The 15,569-nt window shown below is 61.5% G+C and carries 10 protein-coding genes; 5 read left to right on the top strand and 5 right to left on the bottom strand.

Annotation, left to right across the window (positions count from 1 at the left end; genetic code table 11):
• Positions 1 to 393: 393 nt before the first annotated feature.
• On the top strand, positions 394 to 3,057 hold the full coding sequence (locus E3E11_RS05270; protein ID WP_231118844.1) for a TonB-dependent receptor domain-containing protein: 2,664 nt from the start codon (positions 394 to 396) through the stop codon (positions 3,055 to 3,057).
• 56 nt (positions 3,058 to 3,113) lie between these two features.
• On the opposite strand, the gene E3E11_RS05265 is transcribed toward E3E11_RS05270, so the two are convergent.
• Entirely contained in the window at positions 3,114 to 4,067 is a 954-nt protein-coding gene (locus E3E11_RS05265; protein ID WP_231118842.1) for an ABC transporter substrate-binding protein, read from the bottom strand.
• A 474-nt stretch (positions 4,068 to 4,541) separates the two neighbouring features.
• On the opposite strand from E3E11_RS05265, the gene E3E11_RS05260 reads away from it, so the two are divergent.
• The 3 genes from E3E11_RS05260 (at position 4,542) to E3E11_RS05250 (ending at position 9,002) form a co-directional block, all read left to right on the top strand.
• Complete coding sequence (locus E3E11_RS05260) at positions 4,542 to 5,972, top strand: cytochrome c (protein ID WP_141451477.1); 1,431 nt, start codon at positions 4,542 to 4,544, stop codon at positions 5,970 to 5,972.
• Positions 5,973 to 6,049: 77 nt separating this feature from the next.
• Positions 6,050 to 6,613, top strand: coding sequence for a (2Fe-2S)-binding protein (locus E3E11_RS05255; protein ID WP_407938691.1), 564 nt, complete (start codon positions 6,050 to 6,052; stop codon positions 6,611 to 6,613).
• Positions 6,606 to 9,002: a xanthine dehydrogenase family protein molybdopterin-binding subunit gene (locus E3E11_RS05250; protein ID WP_141451475.1), complete on the top strand. Its 2,397-nt coding sequence runs from the start codon at positions 6,606 to 6,608 to the stop codon at positions 9,000 to 9,002. The genes E3E11_RS05255 and E3E11_RS05250 overlap by 8 nt, the downstream gene beginning before the upstream one ends.
• A gap of 86 nt (positions 9,003 to 9,088) precedes the next feature.
• On the opposite strand, the gene E3E11_RS05245 is transcribed toward E3E11_RS05250, so the two are convergent.
• Positions 9,089 to 9,544 carry an MliC family protein gene (locus E3E11_RS05245; RefSeq protein ID WP_196778302.1) on the bottom strand — a complete coding sequence of 152 codons (456 nt, stop codon included), beginning with the start codon at positions 9,542 to 9,544 and terminating at the stop codon, positions 9,089 to 9,091.
• 270 nt (positions 9,545 to 9,814) lie between these two features.
• Positions 9,815 to 10,342, bottom strand: a complete 528-nt coding sequence (locus E3E11_RS05240; RefSeq protein ID WP_141451474.1) for a hypothetical protein — start codon at positions 10,340 to 10,342, stop codon at positions 9,815 to 9,817.
• A gap of 181 nt (positions 10,343 to 10,523) precedes the next feature.
• On the opposite strand from E3E11_RS05240, the gene E3E11_RS05235 reads away from it, so the two are divergent.
• Entirely contained in the window at positions 10,524 to 13,409 is a 2,886-nt protein-coding gene (locus tag E3E11_RS05235) for a M16 family metallopeptidase (RefSeq protein WP_141451473.1), read from the top strand.
• Positions 13,410 to 13,454: 45 nt separating this feature from the next.
• Here the strand turns inward: E3E11_RS05235 and E3E11_RS05230 are convergent, their stop codons facing one another.
• The gene (locus E3E11_RS05230; RefSeq protein WP_141451472.1) at positions 13,455 to 14,312 is read right to left on the bottom strand and encodes a hypothetical protein; all 858 of its coding nucleotides are present in this window, start codon (positions 14,310 to 14,312) and stop codon (positions 13,455 to 13,457) included.
• A 33-nt stretch (positions 14,313 to 14,345) separates the two neighbouring features.
• Positions 14,346 to 15,563 carry a CgeB family protein gene (locus E3E11_RS05225; RefSeq protein ID WP_231118840.1) on the bottom strand — a complete coding sequence of 406 codons (1,218 nt, stop codon included), beginning with the start codon at positions 15,561 to 15,563 and terminating at the stop codon, positions 14,346 to 14,348.
• Positions 15,564 to 15,569 lie beyond the last annotated feature (6 nt).

Genomic DNA, 15,569 nt, shown 5'->3' with positions numbered 1-15,569 from the left:
TTGGCCCCTTTGCTTCGCCCCGTCGCAGGCCCGGGCAGTTTAGCAGGCCCGGCCTTGCAGGCCTATCGGTCCTTTTTCCTTCCTTAGCGCACGGCCTTGACCGCTCTCCAGTCGTCAACGCCTGAATACAGATTCGGCGCTGCCCAGACTATGGCCCAAACGCCACACCCTGTGCCGTCACGGTCTCAGATTCTCTCCCAAAGCCCTTCTCCATTAAGTTTCATAATTGAAACGTATTGACATCAGAACGTTACGCTAAGTCATAATCAAGGCTGTCAGTGTGCTTCTCCGCCATTTCAGCAACGGGCCTGGCTGAAAGGACCATGACGGGAAGCACGCCATTCAGCCGATTCGGCGTGCTGATGCGCCACAGTTTCCACGAAAGGGTCCGCCATGACGACACGCAAAACCCCTTACGCGCTTCTCTTCTCGTCAATGGCGGCCATTATTCTCTCTCCCGGCCCTGCCCGTGCTTCGAGCCTCGACCCGAATGAGCCCTATTTCAAACTGAAAGGCATGCCGGCCTACAGGCCCGCCAGCCACAGCGGGAGGCCGGGCCGGCAGGCTGGTCCCCATAGGGCACGCGCTGCACGCCATCTGACACCAGCACGCGCAGAAGGGAGACGGCCAGGCGGGCCGGCTGCCCGCAGCGCAGATGGCCGGGAGATTGTGCCTCTCTCCAGCGCTGGCACTGGTGCTGTGCGCAGGCATCGGCGCCGCAATATTGACGGGGGCACGGAAACGATGAAGATCGGCGCCCGCCGCCACGTCTCGCACGGCGCTGTGGACGTAGTCAGTCGTCAGACGATGAATGAATTCGTCACAGGCACGAATCCCAACGCAATTCTGGCCTACACCACACCCGGCGCCAACTTCACCTCCTCCGATGCGCTGGGGCTCGATGCCGTGGCGGACACGCTCTACGTGCGCGGCTTCAACCTCACCCAGCTCGGCGTGACCATGGACGGCATTCCGCTGGGAGGTCAGGGGTTCGGCAATGCGTACGGGCTTTCCATCGATCAGGCGGAAATCCAGGAGAACGTAACCTCCATCGCCATGTCCCAGGGCGCAGGCGCACTGGATACGCCTTCCACCCAGACGCTGGGCGGGGCGATCAGCTACACGACCTCGGACCCGCTCAACAAGGCGGGCGGGCAGGTCAGCCAGATGTTCGGCTCCTATGGCGCCTACCGCACCTTTGCACGCGCTGATTCCGGCAAGCTGAACGATACCGGCACCAAGTTCTATGCCGCTTTCTCCCGCACCGACCAGAATCTCTGGAAAGGCGCAGGCGGGCAGGACGAGCTGCTGGCCAACTTCAAGGGCGTGCAGCCCATCCAGGGGGACCGCGGCAAGCTGACAGCCCTGTTCGATTATTCGCGCCTTGACCAGGACAACTACATGCCCCTGACCGAAAGCATGTGGAAAATCATGGGGCGCAAGACCACCTACAGCATGCCGAACTGGTCGAAAGCCAAAGGCTTCGCCTGTGCCAATGCAGCCAATCTCGGCCTGAAAGCGGGCGGTTGTGCAGGGGTGACGCTGCCTGATCTCCCAATGGGGCTGGACGGCCAGCCGATTGATCCGGGCAACTTCCAGTACGCCGGCAACCAGTACCAGCAGAACTACCTGAGTGCGCTGAACTTCGACTATAAGCTGTTTTCGAACGTCACCTCCCGCACGGTGGCATATGCGCAGGTCTCCAACGGCGATTACGGCAACACGCAGCTGGGCGTCAGCTCGCCTGACGGCATGCCCAGCGCCTGGATGGGGCAGAAATCCAACACCCGCCGCATCGGCTTCACCCAGAATTTCGACATTCACGCAGGTGACCGCAACCTGATCAAAACCGGGCTGTGGTATGAAAACAACCGTTTCCAGCTGCCTGAATATCTCTGGGCCGACCAATGGGACGGTCCGCACGACGTGCATGATTACAGCAAGGGTTCCAGCACCAAATGGTGGCAGAGGAACTTCAATTCCAACACGTTCCAGTTCTACGTGCAGGACACCTTCACGATCACCAGGGGGCTGAAATTCACTGCCGGCTTCAAGTCCCTGACAGAAACCCAGAACAACAACTCACGGGTCAATCCAGGCTGGAAAACGGTCGGCAATGCCTACCAGCTCAACGGCTACAACATTCCGTTCTACAATCACCAGGCCTCAGGATCGCTCAACGCGTCCAATGCCTTTCTGCCGCATTTCAATCTGGATTATCACTTCCTGCAGCATCATGAGGCCTATATCGACATCGCCGAAAACATGCGGCCTTACGACACGACCGCCTGGAGCGGGCTGGGGTCCTGGCACCAGTCAGCGCAGCAGGCCTTCAACAATGCCAAATACGGCCTCAACGGCGTTGCCAAGCTCAAGCCGGAAAGCACCTGGAACTACCTGCTCGGCTATCGTTACAGCTCGCCGATCTTCATGCTGGCAGCGGATTTCTATCACACGGAATACTACAACCGTCTCGTCAGCGTCACGCAGACCGTGGGCGGTTATGCAAACGGGCAGTATCTCAACATCGGCAAGGAGCGCATGTTCGGCGCTGACGTGCTGGGCACGGTCCGGCCCTTCCAGAACATGACGGGCAGCTGGCTGCAGGGTTTCGCCCTGACCAACAGCTTCAGCTGGAACAACGAGACCTACCGCAACAAGGCTGTGCCGGGTCTGGGAGCGAACGGGGGACCGCTGAACCTGCGCGGCATGCATCAGGTCTACTATCCGAAATTCATGTACAAGGTCGACCTTGCTTACCACTACCAGCGCTTCAGCTTCGACTTCAACGCCAACTATAACGCCAAGCGGTACATGACCTACACCAACGACATGAAGATCCCCGCTTACTGGACCTCCAGCCTGACGGCCTCCTATGACTTCGGCAAGCTGGGATTCGCCCAGAATTTCAAGGCGACCTTCGGCGTCACCAATCTGTTCCAGCAGAATTACATCGGCGGCGTTTACGGTGCAGCCTCGGTCAAAGGCGACCAGAACCCCAACCTGTTCGTCGCTGCCCCGCGGGAATTCTTCGGAACGATCGCAGCCAAATTCTGAGCTGCGCATGAGGCAGGCGCAGAGCCGGGACCAGAATCCGGGAGCCTTGAAAAACCTCAGCGAGGTCGGGGGGGCTGAGCCTCCAGAATGAGGACGGCCTCATCCGGCTCCAGGGAAATACCGTAGAAATCGCGGTAGAATGATATGATCCGGTGGATCATGTCTTTCCTGTCAATCCGGCCCCGGCTGATGACCTGACGCGCCCAGGAGAGCTGCAGCAGCAGTTCAGGCCCGTAACGGTCCCACAGGAACACCCCTGAAGGGTTGCGGAAGACCCGGCCAGCCCGGACTGCGCGCAAACGCCCCAGAACCGGATCACGGCGCAGGGCCTCCAGGGAGCCGGCATTGGCTGCCAGAATGAGAATGTCAGGATCCCAGGCGACGATCTGCTCAGCCGTGACAGGACGGTGATTGCCTGTAACCGTAGCGGCATTCCGGCCGCCTCCAGCTTCGATCCACTGTGAAATGATGGTCTTGGCCCCATCAACCTGCAATGGCTTCAGCGACGACAGGTGCAGGACACGCGGGCGCCCTGCAGGCGGTTGGCCACCTGCAGACAGCGCGACCTGCAGGGCCTGGCTGTAACGTTGCGCCCGTTGCGCGGCAAGCGGCGTGGCAACAAGGCCTTCCGTCTCCTTCAGGCAATTCATAAGCCCGGCGAAATCCTGAAAGCCCAGCGTGACGGTTTTCATCCCCTCACGTATCAGTACGGGCTGTAGCCCGGCTTCGGCTCGCGGCAGGAAAACCAGCGAGCTCTGCAGCTTCAGAAGCGTCTCGGGCTCCAGCTGACCGGCCCTTAAAGGCCTGGCCTGCTCAAGGGCTGGAAACAGATGAAACATCCAGGGAAATTCACGTGGCGTGGCCACTGTCGCCACGATTTCAGGTCCCGCGCCCAGCATGAGCAGAAAAGCCGTATGCGCATACCACCCTTCAGCAATGCGCCACGCCTTCTCTCCGCTCAGTGGCACGTCCGATCCGGCAAGCGGAGGGGAGGCGGAAGGCGCCACCACAGTTGGGATCTTCGTTGCTGGCCCGCCTGGGTCTACACCGCCGGAAAATGCCGGGGTGCCTTCAGCTTCCGCCTGAACCGGGCTAAAAGCCATACCCGCTATGAGCAGGACTGAAAATAAGCCGCCACTGCTCCGGGTAGACAGGCCAGGATTCACTTCTTCTCCAAAACCTGTGCAGGCCCGAAACGGAGAGCGGACAGCCCGGAAAAAAGATTGGGAATGAATCACCTTTATGTGAACCGACCTCATCAAAATCGCAATCTGGAGAGCAGCCACCAAGGAAAGTGTTAAGATATCCTTCATATACCAGCAATTCCCTGGTAACCGGAAGCAATGCCGTGAAATCAGGCCAGATCAGAGAAATTTCTAAAAATCGTGACTTTTATAAAATGTAAAACCATGGAATCATAAATTTCTATCCATCTTTCTTTTCATTCTCACCACTTTCTTCTCTGTTGCGGAACATCTGATTAAATGACTTCGCCTTTCCCCTCCGAAGATGGCAGATTTCCCAGGTTGCGGAAGCTCCTTCTGGGCCTGGGCGCCCTCGGGTTCATAGGCCTGGGAGGATTTCTCATCCTCTCCACGAATTCCGCCATCGCCCCCATCACCCCCCCGAAACCTGACAGCTTCAACCCAGAGGCGGTCCGGCGGGGTGGGCTGCTGGCCCATGCCGGTTATTGTGCCGCCTGCCATACCCGCACGGATGGCAAGCCCGGCGCGCCTCTGGCTGGCGATTATGCCATGGCCTCCCCTTTCGGCACCTTCTATTCCAGCAACATCACGCCTGACCCGGAAACGGGGATCGGACGCTGGTCGGAAGCAGCCTTCAGACGCGCCATGCATCGCGGCATTTCACGCGACGGGCATTATCTCTATGCCGTCTTTCCCTATCCGAATTTCACGAAGATGTCCGATCAGGACATTTCCGACCTGTATGCCTGGCTCATGACCCAACCGGCCGTCCGCCAGGTGCCGCGTCACGATCAGCTGCCCTTCCCGCTGGGATGGCGGCGGTTGCAGTTCGGCTGGCGGCTGCTCTTCTTCAGGGCCGGCGAGTACCAGCCTGACCCGCACAAGGATGCTGTCTGGAACCGCGGCGCCTATCTGGCCAACGGCGTCTCGCACTGCGATGCCTGCCATACGCCGCGCAATGTTCTCGGCGGCCTCATGAAGAGCCGCCTCTATGACGGGGCGCCGATCGACAACTGGATCGCCCCGCCCCTGAACGCCTCCAATCCTGCCCCCGCCCCCTGGACGGAGCCGGATCTCTTTGCCTATCTGAGCACCGGCTTCACCCCTCTGCACGGCGCTTCGGCAGGTCCCATGGCCATCGTGGTTCACGAGGGTTACGCCCATCTGCCCGAGGCTGATGTGCACGCTGTCGCAACCTATTTCGCCGATCTGGATCACGCGGCTCAGCGCGTCGGGCCGGCGCAGGCCAAGATTGAAGAAGCCATGAAAACTTCGGGAGAAGGCATGAGCGGCCCCTTCCTGGCTGATACGGTCCGTTGGGGGCTCAACCCGGCTGGCGCGCAGTTCCTGGGGACCGGCATGCGCCTGGCGCGGGTCACCTGCGGTGCCTGTCATGCCAATTTCGGCCCCCGGCCCGCGCCCGGCAGGCCGGCTCTCGCCCTCAGCACGGCCCTATGGCTGCCGGAGCCCACGAATCTCTACCAGATCATGCTGCGTGGCTTCAGCGCCGATGAGGGCAGGGTAGGCTGGGTCATGCCCAGCTATTACACGGCCCTGACCAACCAGGAGATGGCAGAGATCGCCGCCTATCTGCGCGCGACACGCACAAACCTGCCGCCATGGACAGATCTCGAGAAAAAGGCTGCCGAGGTGCGCGCTGAAGTCGTGCCTCCCCCGCTGCCTGCCCCCCAGCCTGCGAAAGAACGGTAATGTCTTCTACCGACGCCACCCAGATTTCCACCAACCCGACCGAGTCCCACCCCTCTGCGCCTGAAGCGGGCAGTCGGATCCGCTTTGTGCTCAACGGTCAGCCCGTCACAGTGGATGCCCCTTCCGACACACCCCTGCTCTGGATCCTGCGGGACACCCTGGCGCTCACCGGCACGAAATACGGCTGCGGCATCGGGGAATGCGGCGCCTGCACCGTTCATGTCGGCGGCCAGCCCACGCGTTCCTGCATCACGCCCCTTTCAGCTGTGCAGGGCGCGTCGGTCACGACGATCGAAGGATTGGATGCCCAAGGCCAGCACCCGGTGCAGCAGGCCTGGCTGGAACTGCAGGTGCCGCAATGCGGTTACTGTCAGTCCGGCCAGATCATGCAGGCTGCCGCGCTGCTGCGGGATGTTCCGTCCCCTACCGATGACGAGATCGACGCGGCCATGAGCGGCAATCTCTGTCGCTGCATGACCTATCGCCGGATCCGCAAGGCCATTCACGCCGCTGCCAGCGCCAACGCGCCTGCCCAGAACCAGAGCCCGGCCCGCAGCACGGAAGGCAGCGGCGCAAACCAGAACGGGAACGGGCAGAAAAATGCCCCGGCGGCCGGACAGGGAGACATGAATCATGGCTAAGCTCAGCCAGCTGGCCCGCGAAACCGATCGTGCTTTCCACCAGAAGAACACGGCTCACAAAGTCAGGGCCTCCTTCTCACGCCGCACCTTCCTGCTCACTGGCTTTGGAAGCGCAATGGGCGCAGGGCTGGCTTTCGGCTTCGCACGTCAGGCCCGGGCCAGCATCGTGCTGCCGCCCCTGCCGGCCGGCGCGCAGCTTCCTGCGGCCGATACGCTCTTCGAGCCCACGATCTGGTGCACCATCGCGCCTGACGGAGAAGTGACCGTCAACATCGTCCGCGCGGAAATGGGCCAGCATGTCGGCACCGCCCTGGCCCGCATCATCGCTGATGAAATGGATGCCGACTGGAACCGCGTGCGCATTGACTACGTCAACACGGAAAAACGCTTTGCCGGCCAGTACGTCACCGGTGGCTCATGGTCGGTCTGGGCCACCTGGGACCTCTTCCGCCAGGCCGGTGCGGCAGCACGTTACCTGCTGGTGCAGGAAGCGGCCCGCCTGCTCGGCACCACCCCTGAAGCCTGCCGTGTCAATGACGGTATCGTCGTCGGGCCGAATGGCAGCCTCACCTTCGGCCAGATCGTATCCCATGCTGCAGACAACGCCACCCTGCTGAAGAAAAGCCTGACTCCGCAGGAAATGGCAGCGCTGCCCCTCAAGACACCCCAGCAGCGCACGCTCATCGGTCGGCCTGTCGCAGCGTTGGATATCCCCCCCAAGGTGACCGGACACGCCGTTTACGGCTGCGACGTCCACTTCGACGACATGGTCTACGCGCGCCCCAAACTGCCGCCGACCCGCTACGGCGCCCGGGTGCGGCGCGTCGATGACAGCCAGAGCCGCAAGGTGCCAGGCTATGAACGTTTCATCGTGCTGGATGATCCGACCAATGAAGTGCAGGGCTGGGTCGTGGTCATCGCAAAAAGCTGGCCTGCAGCCAAGCTGGCGACAGACCTGCTGAAAGTGGAATGGACCCCGACGCCTGCTCAGGAGGTCTCCGAAGCCGATCTGCTCGTGCGGGCCCGCAAGCTGCATGAGGATCCCCGCAGCGGAACAAACATCTATGATGATCCCGGTGTCGGGAAAGCCTTCGATACTGCGGAAGAAACCTTTTCGCAGACCTACACGACAGCGCCGGTCGCCCATTTCACCCTCGAGCCGGTCAACGCCACGGCGCGCCTTCATGAAGGCATCTGGGAAATCCATACCGGCAATCAGTGGCAATCGCTCATCCTGCCCACCCTGGCCAAGGCCGCCGGTGTTCCCCAGGACCAGGTGCGGATGATCACCTATTATCTGGGCGGCGGCTTCGGGCGCAGGCTGAACGGGGATTACGCCGTTCCGGCCCTGCTGGCCTCCAAGGCGCTGGGTGGCAGGCCGGTCAAGCTGATGCTGGCGCGCAACGATGACATGGCCTTCGATTCCATCCGCTCTCCCTCCTTTCAGAGCATCAGCTGCGCCCTCGATTATCAGAACAAGGGCATCCGGGCGATGCGCTATGATGTCGTGGCCGGTTGGCCCACTCTGGCTGCAGCTCCCGCTTTTATGGCGGAAGGCATGGGCGGCAAGAAATACGATCCCTTCGCCCTGTCAGGCGCCGATCACTGGTATGATGTCGGGCCGTTTCATCTGCGCGCCATCTGCAACGATCTTGCCAACCAGACCTTCCGGCCGGGCTGGCTGCGCGCTGTCAGCGCCGGCTGGACCCCCTGGGCGCTGGAATCCTATATCGACGAAGCGGCCGACCAGCTCGATCAGGACCCGGTTGCCTTCCGCCTCGCCATGCTGGATGGCAAAGGCCGCAATGCGGGCAGCGCCCCCAATGCCATCGGGGGCGCACACCGCCAGGCCGCCGTGTTGCAGCGCCTGGCCGAGCTGATCAACTGGCCTGACGTGCAGGACACCCTCCCCTCTGACACAGGCATCGGCATTGCCACGACTTTCGGCCAGGAGCGCAATATGCCAACCTGGACGGCCGGGGCGGCGCAGGTGCATGTCAACCAGACCACAGGGCAGATCACCTGCCAGAAAATCTGGCTTGTCGTTGATGCCGGGACCATCGTCGATCCCGATGGCGCCCGTGCCCAGATTGAGGGGGGCGCGCTCTGGGGGCTGAGTATGGCCCTGTTCGAAGGGACGGAGATCGTTCACGGTACGATTGCGGCGCGAAACCTCAACAATTACACGCCGCTCCGGATGGGCGATGACCCCGAGATCGAGATCGTCTTCATGGACAACACCTACAAGCCCATGGGTTTGGGCGAACCCGGGGTGACAGTCGTGGCCCCTGCCATCGGCAATGCGATCTACAATGCCAGCGGCTTCCGGCTGCGCCACCTGCCCATGCGCCCCCAGGACATTCTGACCGCTCAGAAACAGGGCGCCTGAACCCAGACGCCTGCCCCTCATACCTCTGACGAAAAAAGCCCGTCTTCCGCTGAGCGTGAAGACGGGCTTTTTTCAAAAAAAAAATTTCAGGGCGCAGCGGGCGTTTTCGCCGCAGGCGTTACAGCTTTACAGACCAGACGCGGTCCATCAGCATCGGGACCGGAAAGGGCTTCTGAATAAAATGTCGCCTCGTTGCCGCGCGTCCACCAGACATAAGGACCGGCAACGTAACGCGCACCATCTGCGGAGATGACATTGACAAAGACAAGCGGTCCTTCCCGGAGCGGCACGACGGCCAGGGAATTCTGGTCGAGATTATAATATTTCACTTCAAATCCCGTAGCCGGCAACTGCTCGTTCAGCGACTGCTCATCCTCGCTTTCCTCTTGCGGCACCGAAGGCTTGCCTGAAGCAGCCCCCGCCCCCTTCACCGCCTGCGCTGCAGGCGACCCGACTGGCTGGCAGCGATAGGTTTCCCTCAGGGCCGGAACGCTGCCCGCAACTTCCTGGCCTGCTGTCTTGCTGAGGGGAATGATCAGCACATCAGGGGCTTTTTTCTCTTCCACCGGCGAGGCGGCCGGGGCGGTTCCGGACTCCGCTGACGGGTGCGGAACCGCTGCCCCCTGAGGCTCTGCAGCCGCTGGAGATGTTTGGGTCTGTGCAGATGCCCTCTCCACACTTGCCAACGCGCAGAGGGAAACGCCCAGCAGCAGAAACGGGACTGTCATCAGTCTGGCAGAGTGTTTCATTTCCACCCCTTCTCCTCTTTTTCCCGACCGTTCACCTCAGGCGGCAAGCAGGGCTGTGGACCCTTAACTCTGTTCAGGCATGGCCTGCAACGTCTGGCGGCGTTCCTCACGCTGGCTCTGCCTGGCTGGCGGCGGGGGCTGACACGACATGAAATACAGCCCGATGACGAAGACAAGCTGGGAAAGGATATCAAGCTCTTCCCACAAAAGCACGCTGCGCGGCGGCGGCCGCCACCAGAGCACCACACTGCATCCTATCACATAAAGCAGCACGACGACACGCAGGCTGAACAGCATGGGGCGCAGCGGATTAGGCTGCCCTGGCCGCACCAGAGGGGCAAAACGCTGGAAGGAAAAATAGATGACCAGCCCGCACAGAAAAGCCAGCACCCCCTGAATGTTGTCCGCAAAATTGGCCCCGCCCAGCATGGGCAACAGTGTCGTGGCCGCCTGCAGCACAACCGAGCCCAGCAGAAAACTGCTTCCCAGGGCGAAAGGCTGGGTCCAGTCACGCAGGCGGTACACGATCGGCTCAAACACGTCGTCCAGCAACAGCGCGTCCATGCGGTGAAAGATTTGTCCAATGCTCACAGGCCATTATCCTTCCGGGCCAGTTGTCCTTCTGGGGGGTCCTTTTGAGGGGCGCAGGCTTTCAGGGCCAGTTGAGCCATGGACAAGCCACGCCGCAACCCTTTTAACTGGTGCATAGCCGTTTTGTCATGACGGGCGTCTTTTCAAGGCCGCTCTGAAACCAGTCTAGCCGGAAGGTATCATGAGTCTTTTCACCCGCTTCACTGCCCCGACCCTCCCGCAAGACAGACGGACCGGAACCGGACAGCACCAGGCCCGCAGGCTGGCCAGAACGCTGCTGGCAGGCTCCGTCCTTTCCGCCTTTCCCTTTCTGTATCCTGGCATACTGGCCCCTTCCGTGCAGGCCCGCGCCCCTGAAACAGCGGCAGCTTCACCCAGCATCCAGCCCGTGACGAACACGCAGCCTGCTGTCCCGGCCAACCCCACAGGCGCAAAAGGCGTCCTGCGGACCACGCTGGCCAATGGGTTGCGGGTGGTCATCATCCCTGACCGCCTGGCGCCGGTCGTGCAGACGATGCTGAGCTATGAAACCGGTTCGGCCAATGCGCCCAAGGGTTACCCAGGCATGGCCCATGCGCTGGAACACATGATGTTCAACGGGTCAGCCACGCTGAGCCGCGACCAGCTGGCTGCCCTGAGCGCGCGGCTGGGTAACAATGACAATGCCTCCACCACCTCGGACACGACCCAGTATTATTTCAAGGCCCCTGCTGCTGATCTTGATGTTCTCCTGCGCATTGAAGCGGGGCGCATGGAAGGCCTGAACATCACCGATGCCGAATGGGCCCATGAACGCGGCGCCATTGAACAGGAAGTCTCGCGCGACCTCTCAAACCCCATCTACCGCTACCTTTCCCAGGTCCGGGCCCTGCTCTATGCCGGCACCCCTTACGCACACGACGCCCTGGGGACGCGTCCTTCCTTTGACACTACGACTTCCAGCCAGTTGCGCGCCTTCTACCACGACTGGTACGTGCCCAATAATGCTCTTCTGGTCATTGCAGGCGATGTCGATCCGCAGAAAGCGCTGGTGGAGGTCAGGAACGCGTTCAGCCAGCTCAAGGCGCGCCCCCTTCCGGCACGGGCCACCATCACGCCGGGTCCTGTCACGGCCCGCACCATCACCCTGCCGACCGATCTGCCGGTCGGTCTGGTGACCATGGCCTGGCGGATGCCGGGCGAGCGCAGTCCCCTGTTTGCCGCTGCCACCCTGCTGAGCGATGCGCTGGCCAGCCAGCGCGGCGCGCTGTTCGCTCTCGTTCCCCAAGGCAAGGCGCTGGAAGCCGGTTTTTTCTACCAGCCTGAAGCCCTGGGCGGCATCGGCACCGTTTATGCCGGCTTCCCGCGTGGGGCCAATCCGGTTCCGCTTGAGAAAACCCTTGAAACCATCATGGCGACTTACCGCACGCAGGGGGTGCCGGCCGAGCTCATCGAAGCGGCGCGCCAGCGTGAGATCGCCTCACTGGAATTCAATGCCAACAGCATTTCCGGCCTCGCTGCCAGCTGGTCGGAAGCCCTGGCCAACCAGCATCTTTCCAGCCCGGAAGACATGATTGAGGCCTTCCGGCATGTCACCAAGGCCCAGGTAGATGCCCTGGCCCGTGAATGGCTTGCACCCCAGAAAGCCATCACCGCTATTCTTACCCCCAGTGACAGCGGCAAACCCCTGGCTGCCAAGGGTTTCGGGGGCGCCGAATCCTTCACCGCCTCCCCCTCGGCGGATGTGCAGCTGCCGCCATGGGCTCAGCAAGCCTTGGCACGCCTTACCCTGCCGCCTCTTACGCCGCGCCCGACCAGCTATGTGCTGCCCAACGGATTGCGGCTTCTCGTCCAGCCGGAGCATGTCAGCCAGACTGTCGAGCTTTACGGGCAGATCCGGGAAGACACGGCGCTGGAGCAGCCCAAAGGCCAGGAAGGGGTGGCTGATCTGACCGACGGCCTGTTCCTTTACGGCACGCCGACGCATGAGCGGCTGGCCCTCGCACGTGCGCTCGACAGCATCTCTGCTGAAGAAAATGCCGGTTCCTCCTTCAGCCTCAGCGTCCTGAGCCGTTATTTCGATCAGGGCCTGGCGCTGCTGGCCGAGCATGAGCTGAACCCCGCCTTTCCTGAAAAAGGCTTTCAGATCACGCGCGAGCAGGATGCCCAAGCCCAGGCCGGAACCCTGCTTTCACCGCTCTACAAGTCAGGTCGCGCCATGCGCAAGGCCCTGGTGCCGCCCCATGACCCCACCCTGCGTGAAGCCACGCCTGAAAGCTATCGCCATCTGACCCTGGCGGATGTGAAGGCCTATTATCACGCTGCCTACCGCCCTGACCTCACCACCATCGTGGTGATCGGCAACATCACGCCTGAAAAGGCCAGAGCCGCCATTGAACACGCATTCGGCGCCTGGAAGGCGGAAGGACCGACGCCCCAGCTGGATCTGCCACCCATTCCGCCCAATCGGCCTTCCGAACAGGTGGTGGCTGATCCGGGCCGCTCACAGTCGAGCGTGCGTTACGGCGAAACCCTGGCGTTGAACGTGCACAATCCCGACCGGCATGCCCTGGCTGTCGGCAACGAGATCCTGGGCGGCGGTTTCTCCTCCCTGCTAATGCAGGATCTGCGCGTTCGGACCGGATACGTTTACGGCGTCGGCAGCAGCATCGGCTACTCCCGCACCCGAACCACCTTCTCCATGGGCTTCGGCGCTGATCCGGCCAAGATCCTGCCGGCCCAGAAGCTCGCCCTGAAAGATCTGGAAAGCCTGCGCAGCCACCCGGTTTCTCAGCAGACGCTTGATCTCGCCAAGGCTACCCTGCTGCGCGGCCAACCCATGGAACGCGACAGTTTCAGCGGCCTGGCGGGCACCTGGCTCAGCCTGATCTCCCTCGATCTGCCGCTCAACGCGCCTGATGAAGCTGCCAAAAGCATCTATCACATGACGCCTGAGCAGGTTCAGGCTGCCTTCCGTAAATGGATCCGCCCTGATGGACTGGCGCGCGTGATCCTCGGCCCTGCCCCCACCCAGACGGCAGCCCCGGCAAAAACTGCCGCTTCCGTGCCTGCCAAGGCAGCGCCGTAATCCGGTGCTGATCCGGTCCCGGCCCTCTTAAGGCCGGGACCTCGCTCAGAACTTTCCGGGCAGCAGCATTTTGTTGAAAAAGGCCGTGTTTCTGGCCGGATCGATCTGCCAGCGGAAACGCGCGATATCTGCGGCAATTCCCTGCGCCTGCAGTTTCAGCACCGTATGGTCCTGCACCAGCTCCACCGGCAAGGAGGCTTCAACAGCCGCGCCGAGCCGATCGGAGGGCTCAAATCCCACCACCATCATGCGGGTCTGCACGCAGGTGGCGTTGCGGGAAGTGAATACGGCGCCATTGCCGAATTTCAGCGTGACCGGATAATCCCGGTTACAGGCGAACAGCCCTGAATCCAGATTGGCCTCAACCGAGGCGTTGATGGAACGGCGGCTGCTGAAAACACCGTCGATTTCAATGATATTGGTGCCGGAGGTATAGATCAGCTCCGGCAGTTGGATATTGCCAAACCCGTCACTGTCCTTCCAGAGGCCTGACAGCACGCTCGTGCTCGGTTGCGCGGAAGGCGTCTGGGGCAGGCGCGGCTCTGCCATGCTGCCGACCAGCGCATCATTGGGAACCAGCGTATAACCTGGGTCCGATTCAGAGGATTTGAAGTGCCGCACAACGTGGCAGTTCAGAAGACGGAAGTCAGAGGCGGGATAGGATTCCCCTTCAGGCACCTCATAGGCCAGCGGCGTGCCGTCAGGATCGCCTGTCCCTTCGGAAAGATCCAGGATAAGTTGCCCGGCCTTCAAAGGGGCCAGCGCACTTTTCGGCGGCGGGGTGTAGTCCTGAAGCGCTACACCCTGGCAGCCTCCATCAGCCCGGGCAGGCATTGCGGAAAAGGCCGTGCTGCCCAGAACCGCGCCGCACATACCCAAAAGCCAGAAATACTTCCGTTTCATGCCACTTCCCCGCTGTTTCTGGCGCGCCCTCTGTCAGGGCAGCAGCTTTTCGCGCTTCATGATATCCAGCGCCTGGGCGATGCGGTGCACGTAAAGATGCTCGTTCATCGTCCTCTCCTGGGCCTTGCGGCTGGCAGCCAGACGCGCAGCACCATCGTTGAGGTATCTGTCGACAATGCGTTCGAAATCGAAGCGGTTCGAGAAAACCGGGATCTCGTCAGCATCATAGTAACGCCGCAGCTCATAGGTATCTTCATGAAATACCTGAAAAGCGCCGGCTGCAGCCGCTTCAAATGTCCGCGGGCCCGGCGTGGAAGGGGCGATCATGAACTGCTTGTTCTCAAAATGCAGCGAGCGCCCCAGATTGAGCACCATTTTTGAGCGGCTGTAGAGATCCACCAGCTGGCTCTTCTCGATCCGCGCGTCTGAAAAGCCGATCCCCAGCTCGCCCCAGCCCGGACCGATGAAACGGATGTTCAGCTGACGCAGGACGGGAAGCAGGTTACGGGCCACTTCCTTGCGGGAGTTGAAGGCCACACCACAGAACAGAACGTCGATGTTCTTCTCCTGGTCCGGCAGGATATCGGCATAATGCAGCTTGGGGCACGCACCAAGAGGCAGATGAAAGACGTTCTTGCGCCCGTAGAAATTATGCCCCCACCGGTCGCATGAGAAGATCACGTCAAAATCATTGTCGATCTGGTAATGCGCATCCTGCTCATAGGGATCTTCCGTCGCCCAGAAGGCCGTCACGGCGCCGACCTTGCGGGCGGCACGGGAGACTTCACCGAAATAGGTGCTTTCCGGCAGGTAGGAGCCGCTGGAAAAGACCAGGGCTGGCTTCAGCTCCGCAACGGCATTGGCCGCTCCGGAGATATCCACCATCGTGACCTCCGCCTCGCCGAAAGCCCCTACGAGGCCATCCATGATCGTCTGCCGCACCTGAGCATTGGCCTGACTCTCGTAACGCCCGCCTCCCACGAAAAGAACCGGTCCCTTCAGGGCATTCGGCGTTACCGGGCCACGCGGACGCGGCTGGGCAGAGGCAAAGGAAGAAGGCGGGGTGGGAACATCAGGCCGGCTCAGCGGTGCCTGTGCTGGCGCCACTTCCGACAACGAGGAAACAGCAGTCTCAAAAACATCAGGCTGGGCCGCTTCCTCAGTTGCTACCCCTTGAGTCTGGCTTTCCTGAGCCTTCTGGCGTGAGGCGGGGGTGACCCGACTGCGTGTTTTGTTCTTCTTGCTTGTCATACCGCT

The sequence above is a fragment of the Oecophyllibacter saccharovorans genome, assembly GCF_006542375.1.
GTDB lineage: Bacteria > Pseudomonadota > Alphaproteobacteria > Acetobacterales > Acetobacteraceae > Oecophyllibacter > Oecophyllibacter saccharovorans.
The sequence above is the reverse complement of the archived record's forward strand: the minus strand, read 5'-3'. Positions and strand labels throughout refer to the sequence as shown.

Coding starts and splice junctions, on each gene's coding strand:
- E3E11_RS05270 (WP_231118844.1), top strand. CDS start 394: ATGACGACACGCAAAACCCCTTACGCGCTTCTCTTCTCGTCAATGGCG.
- E3E11_RS05260 (WP_141451477.1), top strand. CDS start 4,542: ATGACTTCGCCTTTCCCCTCCGAAGATGGCAGATTTCCCAGGTTGCGG.
- E3E11_RS05250 (WP_141451475.1), top strand. CDS start 6,606: ATGGCTAAGCTCAGCCAGCTGGCCCGCGAAACCGATCGTGCTTTCCAC.
- E3E11_RS05235 (WP_141451473.1), top strand. CDS start 10,524: ATGAGTCTTTTCACCCGCTTCACTGCCCCGACCCTCCCGCAAGACAGA.
- E3E11_RS05230 (WP_141451472.1), bottom strand. CDS start 14,312: ATGAAACGGAAGTATTTCTGGCTTTTGGGTATGTGCGGCGCGGTTCTG.
- E3E11_RS05225 (WP_231118840.1), bottom strand. CDS start 15,563: ATGACAAGCAAGAAGAACAAAACACGCAGTCGGGTCACCCCCGCCTCA.